The organism is Heliomarina baculiformis, assembly GCF_019966545.1.
GTDB classification, from domain to species: domain Bacteria; phylum Pseudomonadota; class Alphaproteobacteria; order Rhodobacterales; family Rhodobacteraceae; genus Heliomarina; species Heliomarina baculiformis.
This window is the reverse complement of record NZ_JAIMIC010000011.1, coordinates 47,009-60,514: the sequence shown is the minus strand read 5'-3', so window position 1 is coordinate 60,514 and position 13,506 is coordinate 47,009. Positions and strand designations below refer to the sequence as shown.

Annotated in this window: 16 protein-coding genes; 6 read left to right on the top strand and 10 right to left on the bottom strand. The window is 57.1% G+C overall.

The genetic code is table 11. The annotated features are described in order from the left end of the window. Position 1 precedes the first annotated feature (1 nt). Entirely contained in the window at positions 2 to 583 is a 582-nt protein-coding gene (locus MF268_RS20990; protein WP_238372816.1) for a flagellar basal body-associated FliL family protein, read from the bottom strand. A 153-nt stretch (positions 584 to 736) separates the two neighbouring features. On the opposite strand from MF268_RS20990, the gene fliF reads away from it, so the two are divergent. The 5 genes from fliF to MF268_RS20965 are packed head-to-tail and all read left to right on the top strand — an operon-like array spanning position 737 to position 5,419. Continuing rightward, entirely contained in the window at positions 737 to 2,434 is a 1,698-nt protein-coding gene (gene fliF / locus MF268_RS20985; RefSeq protein WP_238372815.1) for a flagellar basal-body MS-ring/collar protein FliF, read from the top strand. A 6-nt stretch (positions 2,435 to 2,440) separates the two neighbouring features. Further along, complete coding sequence (locus tag MF268_RS20980) at positions 2,441 to 3,142, top strand: FliH/SctL family protein (protein ID WP_238372814.1); 702 nt, start codon at positions 2,441 to 2,443, stop codon at positions 3,140 to 3,142. Between the two features lie 53 nt (positions 3,143 to 3,195). Further along, positions 3,196 to 3,498, top strand: coding sequence for a flagellar motor switch protein FliN (gene fliN / locus MF268_RS20975; RefSeq protein WP_238372868.1), 303 nt, complete (start codon positions 3,196 to 3,198; stop codon positions 3,496 to 3,498). 7 nt (positions 3,499 to 3,505) lie between these two features. Then, positions 3,506 to 4,342, top strand: a complete 837-nt coding sequence (fliP, locus tag MF268_RS20970; RefSeq protein WP_420485451.1) for a flagellar type III secretion system pore protein FliP — start codon at positions 3,506 to 3,508, stop codon at positions 4,340 to 4,342. A gap of 21 nt (positions 4,343 to 4,363) precedes the next feature. Continuing rightward, positions 4,364 to 5,419, top strand: coding sequence for a flagellar motor switch protein FliG (locus MF268_RS20965; protein WP_238372813.1), 1,056 nt, complete (start codon positions 4,364 to 4,366; stop codon positions 5,417 to 5,419). Positions 5,420 to 5,455: 36 nt separating this feature from the next. Here MF268_RS20965 and MF268_RS20960 read toward each other — a convergent pair whose 3' ends face one another. From MF268_RS20960 to MF268_RS20930, 7 genes are all read right to left on the bottom strand, one after another. Beyond that, entirely contained in the window at positions 5,456 to 6,280 is an 825-nt protein-coding gene (locus MF268_RS20960) for a DUF1217 domain-containing protein (protein ID WP_238372812.1), read from the bottom strand. Next, a complete protein-coding gene (locus MF268_RS20955; RefSeq protein ID WP_238372811.1) occupies positions 6,277 to 6,720 on the bottom strand; it encodes a flagellar biosynthesis repressor FlbT in 444 nt (147 codons plus the stop codon). The genes MF268_RS20960 and MF268_RS20955 overlap by 4 nt, the downstream gene beginning before the upstream one ends. Positions 6,721 to 6,723: 3 nt before the next feature. Then, complete coding sequence (locus tag MF268_RS20950) at positions 6,724 to 7,122, bottom strand: flagellar biosynthesis regulator FlaF (protein WP_238372810.1); 399 nt, start codon at positions 7,120 to 7,122, stop codon at positions 6,724 to 6,726. A 163-nt stretch (positions 7,123 to 7,285) separates the two neighbouring features. Continuing rightward, the gene (locus MF268_RS20945) at positions 7,286 to 8,122 is read right to left on the bottom strand and encodes a flagellin N-terminal helical domain-containing protein (RefSeq protein WP_238372809.1); all 837 of its coding nucleotides are present in this window, start codon (positions 8,120 to 8,122) and stop codon (positions 7,286 to 7,288) included. Positions 8,123 to 8,224: 102 nt separating this feature from the next. Beyond that, positions 8,225 to 8,620, bottom strand: a complete 396-nt coding sequence (locus MF268_RS20940) for a hypothetical protein (protein ID WP_238372808.1) — start codon at positions 8,618 to 8,620, stop codon at positions 8,225 to 8,227. Beyond that, the gene (locus MF268_RS20935) at positions 8,617 to 8,940 is read right to left on the bottom strand and encodes a rod-binding protein (protein WP_238372807.1); all 324 of its coding nucleotides are present in this window, start codon (positions 8,938 to 8,940) and stop codon (positions 8,617 to 8,619) included. Before MF268_RS20935 ends, MF268_RS20940 begins: the two co-directional genes overlap by 4 nt. A gap of 26 nt (positions 8,941 to 8,966) precedes the next feature. Beyond that, a complete protein-coding gene (locus MF268_RS20930; RefSeq protein ID WP_238372806.1) occupies positions 8,967 to 10,085 on the bottom strand; it encodes a flagellar basal body P-ring protein FlgI in 1,119 nt (372 codons plus the stop codon). Between the two features lie 195 nt (positions 10,086 to 10,280). Here MF268_RS20930 and MF268_RS20925 point away from each other — a divergent pair, with 195 nt between their 5' ends. After that, positions 10,281 to 11,027, top strand: coding sequence for a response regulator transcription factor (locus tag MF268_RS20925; protein WP_238372805.1), 747 nt, complete (start codon positions 10,281 to 10,283; stop codon positions 11,025 to 11,027). Here MF268_RS20925 and MF268_RS20920 read toward each other — a convergent pair whose 3' ends face one another. Beyond that, the gene (locus tag MF268_RS20920) at positions 11,028 to 12,077 is read right to left on the bottom strand and encodes a flagellin N-terminal helical domain-containing protein (protein WP_238372804.1); all 1,050 of its coding nucleotides are present in this window, start codon (positions 12,075 to 12,077) and stop codon (positions 11,028 to 11,030) included. It lies immediately after the preceding gene. A gap of 14 nt (positions 12,078 to 12,091) precedes the next feature. After that, a complete protein-coding gene (flgK, locus tag MF268_RS20915; RefSeq protein WP_238372803.1) occupies positions 12,092 to 13,492 on the bottom strand; it encodes a flagellar hook-associated protein FlgK in 1,401 nt (466 codons plus the stop codon). Between the last annotated feature and the right edge of the window lie 14 nt (positions 13,493 to 13,506).

Below are 13,506 nucleotides of genomic sequence, written 5' to 3'. Positions count from 1 at the left end.
GTTATTGAACAATCAGATCCGAAACGAGCATTTCCTGCGGTGAATCGCTTTCGGTGATGGTGCGGGCACGGTGCAGCAATTCCTGTTTGATGGTGATCAATCCGATGGACCCGCGCAGGTCACGCTCGTTCAACTGGCGAAGATAATCCTGAAAGGAATCCCGCAAGAATAAACGCCGTTGTTCCACGCGTTCCGACCCTGCAATCTTTGGATCATACACCATTGCGATGTTCAGCTTCATGAAACGGCTGGTGGTACGCCCGGTTGCTGTCGTCGCATTGATGTTCACGATGATTTCCCGGAACGGCGAAACAGTCATCGCCGGTTCTGCGTCAGACGGAGAACCATGGCCATCGTCCGTTCCATGCGCCGTTTCCGCCGTTTCGACCTCGCCGTGATCTTCCTCGGCTTCGACCTCTGTCTTTGTGCCCAAAATGCCTGCAATTACATCGTCCCGCCCGGGCGACAGCATAAGGCCGCCAATAGCGCCGACACAGCCAAGCACCAGCAACAGCAGGTAAATCCCAAGCTTTTTGCCCAGACTTATACTGTCCGAAGGGTGCGAGTCTGTTTCCGCTGCCATTTTGAGCCTGTCGAGACCATGTGTAATTAAGAATAATATCGCGTTTTTGCAGTAATTGTGCAAGTATAATATTAACATCTTTACTTGATCTTCAAGAATAGTTTCGGTTAAATCTTTTTATATTCTTCGAGTCCAATAGCCGAGGCGCGCTGCTTGAAACCAATTCTGGATAACCTGAAGTCTCTGGGCGGGGCGCGTCTGGCAATCCTGGGCGGCACCGGTCTGGCCCTTCTGGTCGCGCTGTTCGTCGGGATGCGGCTTGTAATGGCGCCAGATTTTGTCGAGCTCTACGGCGGGCTTAGCCCCTCGGCTGCAAACGGCGTGGTCGACACGCTTGAGCAGGCCGGTTTCGATGTGCGTCTCGATGATGCCGGATCGACGGTCAGCGTGCCGCGCGAATCTCTGCCTCGCGCAAGGATGGCGCTTGCGGAGCAGGGTCTGCCCGGTGATGGCACACCGGGCTGGGAACTCTTCGATGATCAGAGCGGGTTGGGCATGAACTCTTTCCTGCAGCGCGTGAACCGGCTTCGGGCGCTAGAGGGCGAGCTGGCCCGGTCCATTCAGACAATCGATGGCGTTGCAGCTGCGCGTGTGCATCTCGTCATGCCCGAGCGTGAAGCTTTCTCGCGTGAGCGCCCCGAGCCGAGCGCCTCGGTCATTGTGCGTGGCGCGGCAAGCAGCAACATCAGTCGCCGTCAGGGGCATGCCATCCGGGCGCTTGTCGCGGCGGCCGTTCCCGACCTGTCGTCGGGCAGGGTCACTGTACTTTCTGCCAGCGGCGAAACTATTCTTGCAGAAGAGGGCGACAGCACCAGCGACATCACTCTTCAGTCTGTTCGTACAGGCATAGAGGAGCGCATGGCGCGCAACATCGCGGCCATGCTGTCCGCCCGTGTCGGTGCCGGGAATGCGCGTGTTCAGGTCAGCGTCGATCTGACGTCCGAGCGCGAGGTCGTTCGCCAAAGAAGCTTTGATCCCGCGCAGCAGGTTGTTCGCTCGACCGAGACCCAGGAAGAGACCCGCGAAGATCGTGACATTGCCGAGGGTGAAGTCGGCGTCAACGGGAATATCCCGGCGGAACTGGCCGATGATGTCCAGGGCGGCGGCGAAACCAACTCCAGCGAACGCACGCGTGAGATCGTGAACTATGAAATCGGCAATACCGAGAGCGAAACCGTTCGCGAACCCGGTGAGGTCAAGCGCATCTCGGTCGCCGTGCTGGTCAACGGGATCTATAATGTCGCTTCGGACGGTGAGGTCGCGTATGAGCAGCGCACGCCGGAAGAACTTGCCAGACTTGAGGAGCTCGTGAAATCGGCGGTCGGGTTCGAGGAAGCGCGGGGCGATATCGTTTCCGTCGATAGCCTTCGTTTCATGGACTATTCCATGGATGTCGGTGACCCGTCGAACCTGTCGGTTGCCCAACTTCTGTCGGAAAACTTCACGTCGATCCTGCGCGGCATGCTCGCGCTTGGTCTGGTCAGCCTGATCCTTATTCTGGGTGTGCGTCCGCTGATGCGCCAGATGCAGGAATCCGGTGGGGCAGGGGGGCTTGCCCTCGCAGGACCGGCACCCGCCATCGGCAATGACTCAGAACGCGCAGGAACGAAAACCGAAGTCGCCGTCGCGAGCCAGGCGGCGCCTGCAGGAAACGTGACGCAAGTCGCGGCGCCGGGTGTCGCGCATACCGGCACGGTTCTGCCCCCGACCGGCGAAGCCCCTGAACTTGTGCGGCTGGCATCGGTAGCCGGCGGCGTCAATCGCGGCTGGATCGATACCGTCGGCCAGACGCTCGAACAACATCCCGAGGAATCCCTTCGGGTCGTAAAATCGTGGCTGGCAGAGGACTGATAGGTCATGAACAAGATCTTTGAACGCGACTTTGATCAGGAAATCGAACTGGAACATCTTGAGGTTCTTCGGAAGCAGCGCGCCTGCTACACGCCCGAAGATCTGAATGAAGCCGTGGAACGCGCCCGTAAGGAAGGTTTCGATGCGGGCAGGGGAATCGGCAGGCAGGAAGCGGCCGCCGAGGCAGCTGAAACGGACAGGCTGCGCAAGGTAAAGGCGCTTGAAGAGGTCGCTTCGGGCATCGATTCCATGTTCCGGACCGCGGATGAATACGTATCGGCGCTGGAAAAGCAGGTGTTGTCTTTTGTGCTGGCGGTATTCGAAAAGATCGTCCCCGAAGTTATGGACACGCGCGCTCGCGTTCGCGCGGAAACAGAAGTCCGCGCTGCACTGGCCGTGGCTCTTGGGACATCGGCCCTGCGTATCTACCTCTCCCCCGTTGCATGCGAGGAGATGGCTGAAAAGCTCGAGGAAAGCGCACGTCAACTTGGCCATAACGGCCGCGTTGAAATCTTGCCCGATCCGGAACTCGAACTCGGAGACGCCCGGGTCGAGTGGGACAACGGGTTCATGCAATACAGTTTTGGATTGATCTGCGAACGCATTCTGACGGCGCTCAGGGCCGCGGCGCTTTTGCCCGAAGGCGAACAGAAAACTCCGGCAGATGACAGCAAGGGCCACGGCCCCGATGAGGAGAAACTCGCGTGAGTGACGAAACAGAAACCACAGAGCAAGAAACCGTGGCCACGGCAAACCCCGGCATCCTCGGCGGCGACATCCCTGAAAGCGGAGAGGCACCGCCTTCCGAAGGTCGTAACATAGATGCAATGCTCAATGTCGGCTTACAGGTGCAGATCGTTCTGGGCCGTAGCCGGATGCCGATTTCGCAACTGCTCAAGCTGACACGTGGATCGATCATCGAGCTCGACAAGAAGATCGGCGATCCCGTCGAAGTCATGATCAACGACCGTCTCGTGGCGCGCGGCGATCTTGTAAAGCTTCAGGACGACCGGCTTGGTGTTTCGCTGACCGAGATCGTCAAAGACTACATCCCCGGAGAATGACGCGGAGATGAATCGCCCCTTGCCTGCGGCCCTGCAATGGGGCGTTCCCGTCCTTGTTGCAGCTGCCCTTATGGCTATGGCTTCCCCGGGTTTTGCGCAGGACGGGGCAGGGGGGCTCTTGTCTTCGATTTCTGACGCGATAAGCGACGCACCTGCCGGTTCCGACGAACAGGCCAGCCTTTCGGGACGCATCATTCAGTTGATCGCGCTGATGACGGTGCTGTCGATTGCGCCCGGTCTTCTTGTCGTGATGACCAGCTTTACGCGTTTCGTTATCGTGTTTTCGATGCTCCGATCGGCTCTCGGGTTGAACCAGACGCCGCCCAACATGGTACTGTCGTCGATGGCTTTGTTCATGACCTTCTTCGTCATGCAGCCGGTATTTGAGGACGCTTGGGACGGCGGCGTGCAGCCCCTGATCGACAACGCGATCACCGAGGAACAGGCGCTGGCGCGCATCGGGGAACCGTTCAAACGGTTCATGTATGCAAACACTCGCGAAAAGGATATCGCGCTTTTCGAGAATATCGCGGCCCGCAGCGAAGGCGCCGAAGAAGCGACTGAAACGGCCACCAGTGCCGAGGCGGCAAGCTGGCGCACGCTGGTGCCAGGTTTCATGATCTCGGAGTTGCGCCGGGCATTTTCGATCGGGTTCTTGATCTATCTGCCGTTCATCGCAATTGACCTGATCGTCGCGTCGATCCTGATGAGCGCAGGCATGATGATGCTGCCGCCCGTGCTGGTATCCTTGCCGTTCAAAGTGATTTTTTTCGTGCTGATCGACGGTTGGTACATGCTCGCCGGCAGCCTGATGGAAGGTTACCTGCCGATGTCGGGGAATTAGATTTAAAATGGAGATGGGACGATGGCAGTAGCAGCAATGAAGCGCGCGAATGCAGAAGTAGCAGAGCAACCGCGTCGCAAGCGTCTGAAAGGCCCCGAAAAAGCGGCCATTCTCTTTCTCTGCCTCGGCGAACGTCGCGGTTCCGAGCTTATGCAGCAGCTCGATGAAATGGAGATTCAGAAAATCACCCGCGCCATGTCTCGTCTGGGTGTCATCGACTCGCCGCAGGTCGAAAAGGTGCTGTCGGAATTCGTCGAAAGCGCCGCGAATGGCGGAGCCATTGTAGGATCTTTCTCGGTCGCCGAACGTCTTCTGCGGAACTTCCTGCCGGGCGAACAGGTGGACGGAATTCTCAAGGATATCTCTGGTCCATTGAAGGTCCGCGATCTCTGGGACCGTTTCAGCACGATCAACGAAAACGTCATCGCGAGCTATCTCAAGGGCGAACATGTCCAGACGGTCGCTGCGATCCTGACGAATGTGAAAGTCGACGTCGCCGCCAAGGTTCTCCCGCTTATGGGAACCGAAAAAATGCAGGACGTTGTCGAACGGATGATCCGTATGGACGCTGTACCCCAGGATCTGATGAAGGAAATCGAAGAAACGCTGAAAACGGATCTCATGGGCTCGGCGCTGGAATCAAACGGTCAGGACATGCAGCAGCATATGGCTGAACTGCTCAACAAGTTCGACCGGGATACGTTCGATGCAATCGCGCCCGAGCTGGAAAAACGCGTGCCCGAAGCCTTTGGCAACATCAAGCAGAAGATGTTCACCTTCGACGACCTCATCAAGCTGGACGGTATGTCCCTTGCCCGCGTGATGCGTGGCGTTCCGGGAACGACGCTGCCGCTGGCCCTGCGTGGCGCCAGCGAGGAAGTGCGCAACTATTTCCTCGACGTTCTGCCGGGCCGGTCGCGCGACATGCTGGTCGACGAAATGGAAAACATGGGGCCGGTACGTGGCCGTCACGTCCGCGAGGCGCAATCCGCCATGGTCGATTACGCCAAGGAACTGGCCGAAGAGGATGTGATCTCCTTGCCATCGGATGATGAAGAGGATGATTTCATCGACTGATCAGAAGTTTAGCTGAGACCGGGCAGAGGCGCGGTCTCAGCGATAGGCTTTCAGCGAAGCAAAATCGATTGTGCTGATGTTGAGCGTGATCGGCACAAAGCGTCCCGACCCGATCGATGTCGCACCGCTCATCATCTGGACGATTGGATTGTTGGCGACGTTGGACCCGTCCTTGGCATCCGAAATGATCGTGAAACGCTTGATCAGCTTTTCGACTTCTTCCGGGTCTTGCAGCTTGGACAGGTCGTAGGCTTCTTCGATGAACTTGGCCTGTCGGTCGATATCGACCTGCGCCATCGCAGCAGGAAAACCAAGTGCCGTCCGCATGAAAGACGCCATTTCCTTGTCTTTCAGGATATCGAAGGGATTCTGGACATCGGCGGCTTTGGCTCGAAACTCGAGCGCGGTGGCGACCGTTTCGTTCTGGTCGGCCTGGTTGTTCACAAAGATGGTGTTGGTGTACCGCTCGACCATTTCGTTCTGCCAGGTCGGCAGCAAGGTATTGATGTTCGTGGTACCGCCGTTGCCAAAACCCATAACTTCGTAGAGGTCCTTGAAACGGCTGTCGGTCAGCTTGTTGATCAGTGACTCATCATCCTCGATGTCGCTTTTCAGGATCGACTTGATCATCGCCTTGCCAAAGATCTGGTCCTCTAAATCAAAGGCTTTCATAACGAAGGTGTAGAGTTCATAGTCATCGACAAGCTGGTCGACAGTTTCTACATCACCGATCCGTTCAAGAAATGTCTCAATGGCACGGCCGTGTTGGGCCGTGTTCTTGATCGTTTCTATCTGCGTATCCTTGGTCGCGTCCGCGATTTTCAGACCCAACAGACTCGATGATGCGCTGATCGGAATCATGCCCGAATTTTCTCCACGTCCGGCTCTTCCGCTTCGACACGGGTTGGCGCGGCGATATCGTTCATCAGCATGCGTTCGTAGTCCAGCACCGGACGCAATTCACGCAGCGCCTTGTAATAGTCAGAACAGCTCACATAGTTCGCGGCCTCGAAAATGTGGTGGACACGCGACGGACCAAAGACTGTCGCCAACTCGGCAAGGCTTTTCTGGATGGTTGGGATCAGCTTTTCGCGCAGGTCCGCCCGGGTGAGCGCGGTCTGAACCAGATAGTAGACCTTGCTGACCGAGGTTACCGCCGATGACGTGTCCAACAAATCCTTGCCGCGGACCACATCGGCCTTTTCCTCGATGATGATGGTGTGGCGGCGGCCCGAATTGCGCATCGGGCAGCCGTTAACGATTATTCTTTCGTAGGGTTTGAGGGTGAGTTTAAGTGCCATGGTTTACGCGCTCTCTCTCAATTGCTGAACTGTCAGCGCCTCGATGATATTGTTGTTGACGGTGGTCAGGGCGCGGACGCCGGCGGTGCCGCCAAGAATATTTGAGGTGGTCTTTTCGACCCAGATCGCCAGCGACAAAAGTCTGGCGCGAAGCTCATGCGGAAGATTGTTCCCCTCGTCCGTGAGATCGTATTTCATGGCGCTCCAGAGCCGCTGGTTCTCTGCCAATGCGGCGCGTAACCCGGTCGCCAGTATCACTAATCTTTCATAGGAACTTTCGGCGTTGTCGAATTTGTCTGCCATTTGTTCCATTCGTCCCGTAACCGTGGATAACAAGCGACGTTCGATTTGACGCGGCGTCTCAACTTCTCGGAGCGTGCGCCGATAAGCATTAATGCTCATATTCTGCCTTTCCTTGCCGCACTTTCTGTACGGACTGGTCGTTGTATGTGCCTTCCGTGTACGGAAGTGCGTTATGAATCGTGCCCCAACTTGTGGAAGGGCCCGCATACGGGCCCGACCGGTCTTATGTTACGCCTAAGCGTAAGCCAGTGATCCTGGTCTGTTAACGGAACAGGCTCAGGATATTCTGTGGCGCCTGGTTCGCAATCGAGAGCGATTGCGTGGCCAGCTGCTGCTGAACCTGGAGAGACTGCAGACGTGCCGCTTCCTGCTCCATATCAGCGTCGACCATCGAACCGACGCCACTATCCAGTGTATCGGTCAGTGCACCCAGGAATTCTTTCTGGGTTTCGATCGACTTTTCGGCGATGCCGAGCGCGGTTGCTGAAACGATAGCAGCGTCAAGCTGGGTCTCTGCCTCTTGCAGCGCGGTCTGCATAAGTGCCGTGGTCGATGCGGTGGTCAGGTCGATCGCGCCCAGGGTCGAGGCGATAGCGCCAAGGTCCTGTTGGCTGAATGTGATCGTGGTGGTCGAGATCGAACCTGCCGCGCTGCGGCTGATACCGGTCACTACCGTCACGGTCGCGGTACCTTCGACAAGGCTGGTGCCGTTGAAGGTAGCCTGCGAGATCGACGTGTTGATACGTGCAACCAGTTCATCCAGTTCGTTTTGGATGTCTGCACGTACTTCTGCAGTGCCGCCCTGTGCAAAGGCAACACGCTCTGCGAACAAGCTTGCCACTTCCTGAACCGTTTCCGCGCCAAGGCGGGCGGTTGCAACAGAGTTTTTCTGAAGCGTCAGGCCTTCATCAATCGCTTTGTACATGGACGAGTCGCCCTTCATCGTCTCGGAGATCGAGAAGTAAGCAGCGTTGTCCTTGCCCGAAGAGATCTGCAGACCCGAAGAGATACGGCTCTGAGTGGATTCAAGGTTCTTGTTGATGGATTGCAGAGTTTGCAACGCGGTCATTGCCGAGTTGTTCGTGAGAATAGAGGACATCTTCTGTTCCTGTAAGAATTTTCTCGAGATCGTCTTTCTGACGAAAACGGGACATGCCCGTGAAAGGGAAAATTGGAGCAGAAGTTAAAGCAGGGTTAAATTTCAGATCGACTGATCTATGTGTTGCGGCCGCGCCACATCATCCTTCCGTAGAGTACCCGATGATTCATACAACCCGCCAAGCCCGTACCGATCCCGGATCTTGGCGATTTCCTGCGCCGCGCGACCGGTCGCATCCGCCATCCGCTCCAGCAAAAGCTGGTCTTTTCGGATCAGAGCGTAAAGATTTGTAAGGTCTTCGCGCAGCTTCGCGGATTGCTTTCCGTCCTTTTTCAGGTGTGCTTCGATCTGCCCCGAAGCTTCTTCGAGTTCGTTCAGCAGCGCGTATTTTTCGCTGTAGAGTTTCCGGACGACTTCCAGCTCGCCGACTGCGATGGCGGAAATCTCGTCGTGAAGCAGGCGGGACAGACGTTCAATGATCTGATGGGCTGCGCTCATTTTTCATCCTCGGAAAGGCCGGCAGAAAGACCGGATTGATAGGCCTGGATCGTTCCCACGACCTGCTGTGAAATTCCTGTAAGACCCTGTCCGGCGATTTGGTCCGCATAGGCCCGGGCGAGGAATCCGCGCCATGTCTCTTCGGCGTGACCGCCGCCGAACTCGCCGATATCAACGCTCTTCAGCATTTCTTCGACTGCATTGGTCAGGAAAACGGATTCGAACTCCCGCGCGGCGCGCTGTTCAGGCGTTTCGCCGGAATGCCCGATCTTGTAGGTTGCGGCAGGCATCTCTGCCGCCATTTTCGAACTGATTTCCATTTCCCGTGCCCCCCGGTCCGGTCTGATCAGATGATTTCAAGGTCAGCGTGCAGTGCACCGGCGGCCTTGATCGCCTGCAATATAGATATGGTCTCGCTTGCACCGATGCCAATGGCGTTAAGTCCATCTACAAGCCGCTGCAGGCTGACATCTCCTTCGAGAATGGTGAACTTCGCTTCCTTTTCATTCACGGCAACCGAGGTTTGCGGCACGACAATCGTGGCACCGCTGACCGAGAAGGGTTCTGGTTGGCTGATCACAGGGTCTTCGCGTACGACGACGGTCAATCCGCCCTGGGAAACGGCAACCTCGTCTATCCGTACGTTTGAACCGATAACGATTGTCCCGGAGCGGGCATCTATAACCACCTTCGCCGCGCTGTCCGGTTCGACCGTCAGGTTCTCGATTCCTGCCATGAGCTGCGGCACGTCTTCCTTGTTGTTCAGCGCTATTTCGATCGTTGTCGGGTCCAGCGCGGCTGCCTTGCGTTGTCCGAGCTGATCGTTGATGGCATCGGCGACCCGGACGGCTGTGGTGAAATCCGGTGTACGCAGAGCGATCCTCAGCGAGTCCATATCGTTGAGGCGAAAATCGATCTCGGCTTCGACGGTGGCGCCGTTCTCGATACGGGCGACGGTCGGGACACCTTCGACAACTGATGCGTTAATGCCCTGCGCCGCGAAACCGGCGACGGCGATCGGGCCCTGCGCGACGGCATAGACTTCGCCATCCGCGCCGGTAAGCGGGGTCACGACCAGCGTCCCGCCGCGCAGGCTGTCAGCGTCCCCCAGCGATGAAACCACGACATCGATGGTCGATCCGCGCCGCGCAAACGGCGGAAGCATCGCCGTCACCATGACGGCGGCGGTGTTTTCTGTCTTGATCTTATCTTCGCTCAGGTTGCCGACACCAAGGCGTTCCAGCATGCCTTCAATGCTTTTTTCGGTGAAAGGACTGTTGCGAAGCGTGTCTCCGGTGCCGTTCAGCCCGACCACAAGTCCGTAACCGACAAGTTGGTTCTCTCGCACGCCCTCAAAGCTCGCGATGTCCTTGATGCGGACATCGGCGTGTGCGGAGCCGACATTCAGAACGGTCACAATAGCGATCGACAGGAACTTGAGCGCAGAAAGAATAGCGTAACGCATGGCTTTTCCCGTATCGCCCAGAAGGGCAGGGTGAAGATTTCAAGCATTAAAGTACTATTAAACCTAAGGATTGCAAGAATAGATTGCCGCTTTTCAAAGGATATTCATAGTTTTTATTGACTATACTTCGAATAATACTTTATTCTTGTAAATGTTGCCGCGAATAGTGTGCGGATATTTCGGACAGGGGACGCGATGAACGTCTATCTCTACCATAGCCAGGACCGGCGGCAGAAGTTGCTGGATGAGCTACACGCTGATCGGATCAAGGCGATCGAGATCGGCCCGGCGTTCTTCAGGGGTGACCTTCGTCTGTTGAACCGTGCCGGGCATGAAAATCATGCCATCCTTCTGGTCTCGGGGCCCGATATTATCGAGCAACTGCGTAAACTGCGGCGCGCTGGTTGTGCGCAGCCGATCATCGTCCTGCGTGACACGCGCGATGCGCAAGAGGCGGTCAGCGCTCTCGATGCGGGTGCCGATGATGTTCTTGTCATGCCGGTTCGCGCGCCCGAAATCCGGTCGCGTATTAACGCGGTGTTGCGCCGCATCCACGGTCATTCCGCGGACAGCGTGACGGTAGGCGAGGTCACCGCGTTCTTTGACGGGCGGGATCCGGAGGTCAGTGGACAGCGGGTAAAGCTTTCGCGCCGCGAACATGCGATCTTCCAGCAACTGGTGCTGAATTCGCGGCGCGTCATCTCTAAAGCTGCCATTTATGATGCGGTGTACGGAATGGCGGAGGATCAACCGTTCGATAAGGTAATCGACGTTTATATCTGCAAGATCCGCAAGAAAATCGGGCAGGCCGCGCTCTCGGGTCATCCATATATCGAAACGGTCCACGGGCGCGGCTACAAACTCGACACGGCCGAGCGTGACGCCACGTCTGAACGCCGTCATTCGGCCGGGGTTACGCCGATACAGGCGGCGCTCAGCTGATTACCCGAGGTAGTTAAGCAGCGTCATGTTGGCGAGACGGGATGTCAGGACATAGCTCGACTGAAGCTGTGTTTCGAGAAGCTGAAGCCGCGTCGCCGCCTCGTAGGGGTCCACAGCTTCGAGCGCAAGAACGCGGGAATTCAGCACGCTCAGCAGGTCTTCCTGACCGGTGACGGTATTTTCCAACCGCTGCTGCTGTGAACCAAGGCGCGCCTCTGCTTCCAGTACACCGCTGGTACCGGATGAAATCGCCGAAACGGCCTCTGTCATGTAAGCGGTATAGGCGTCATCATCGCTGATCTGCGAGATATCTACCGAGGCAAGCATCGTCAGCCCCTTGATCACGTCGCGAAACGCCTGATCATTTGCTTGTACCCCATAGGCAAGCGTTACACCTTCTTCAATCCGCGCAGTCACACGTTCGCCTGTCGCCGCCGGTGTGCCGTTAAAGAACACGTTTTCGTAGTCGGTAGAGCTGAACAGCGTGTCGAGCGATGCGATCATCGCCGTTGCATCGGCAGTATTGACCGGCCCAGTGCCGGTAATGGCGGCCAGAACGGATTCTGGCGTCGTTCCCATGCCGTCAATGTCCTGATCCCACTTGTTCAGCGCGATCTTGTCATCGTCGACACCGGCGAACAGGGACTTGCCTTGGTACTGGGTGTTTGCAAAACCGATGAACTGCTCAAGCGCTGTCCGGGCTGCGGCCTGAACTTCGGGCGCGGTTGACACGGGGCTTTCCTTGTTCGCAACAGCCATCGCCATCACGTCCCGAATGGCGGTCCGCATTTCAGTCATCGCATTGACTGTTACGTCCATCCGACCTTCGAGCAGCTTGTTCGATGTCACAAATGATTTGGTCCGGTCGATTTGGTTGCGCACCGAAATCGAACTTGCGGCGCGGGCGCCAAGGTCGCGAAACACATCCGCGCGAAGACCCGTTGTCGCTTCTTCTTCGGCTTTCGAAAGTTCCCGGGTGATCCGCAACGCCTGCTGTTGGCGCGCCAGCGAGGACTGAAGGTTCGATACGTTGTTTACGAAAGTCGTCATGGCCGGTTTTCCCGTTAGACCGCTGCAAGCAGCGAGTCGATCATTTCGTTCAGAGTGCTGATCACCTTGGAGTTCGCCGCATAGGCTTGCTCGATCATCAGAAGATCCTGAAGCTCGGTATCAATGTTCACGCCCTGGGCGTTCAGCCGGGCGGAATTCAGGCTCGACGCCGAAGCAGCCAGGCCTTCCTGTTCTTTTTCCGCGGTTGCCCGCGTGTTCTGCTGATCCGCAATCAATGCCGAGGCATAATCTGAAAGGGATATGTTCGTCGGCAGTGAGGTTGCGCCGTCAAATGTCTGCGGCGCGTCCAGACCATCGAGGAACGCGCCAATTTGCGTGGCGGAGCCGGAAGGACCGGGTGCCACCGCGTTCATGCCGTCGCGAATACGTGAGATTTCACCGCCCTGTTCCGGCAGGACCGCGTCGTTAATCTCGATCCGCGAGGCAAGACCTGTGATACGCGCCGGGTCATAGGCAAGGCCTTCATCCGTGAACAGCCCGGTATCCCCTGCGCTTAGGCTCGCATCGGCTGCCTCAAAGGTCTGGATCAGCGCGCGGGCAAATTCATCAAGCTGCAGCTGCATCTGCGGCATGACGTCATTAACCAGTTCGATCTGCCCGGCAAGACGACCTTCGGCAATACCGTTCGGGGGCGTGATGTCGACCGTTCCAGCGGTCAGGACACCCGAACCTACATTGTACTCGAGGTCAAAGGAGGCGTCGTCTTCGACGAGTCGGTAGCCGTCCGTGGTCATCACGTCGACACTGCCATTACCGTTCGTTTCGGTCCTGAAGTCGATGAATTCGGCGAGCTGGTTCAGCTTGTCGCCCATCTGGTCTTCAAGCGCTGCGCGTTGCTGCGAATTCGGCAGGGTGTTCTCAAGGCGCTGGTTCAGCAGGGCAACATCGCTCAGCAGATTGTTGACTTCGTCGACACTCGCCAGGAGAGAGTTGCGCACTTCCTTGAGGCTCGTATCCAGATCTCGCGACAAGGTGTTGAGCCCGGTCGCGATGGCGCCCGCTGACTGAACTACCGCTTGTTGCACGGAAGCGTCCGAAGGATCGTTATAAAGCAGATCAAGGTTGCTTTGAAAGTTTGTCAGAAGCGCTGCCGGTGAACTCGGATCATCCACCTCACCCAGTGAAGTCGTGTATGCCGAAACTCCGTCCGCGATCGCATCCTGCCGTGTCATCCGTGCCAGTTCCGAATGATACATGCGGGTCAGAGACTGATCGACCGCACGGTTCACGCCGTTCGCCACGGCGGTTCCCATCGCGGTCGTCGTTTTCGAGAGGGTGCGCCTTCCATAGCTGTCGCTATCGGCATTCGCGATGTTATTGGACACCAGTTCGGCCCATTTTCCCGTGCTTTTCAGCCCGGTGTTCGCGATATTGTATGCGCTATTGATACTCATCCAGCGCCCCTTTC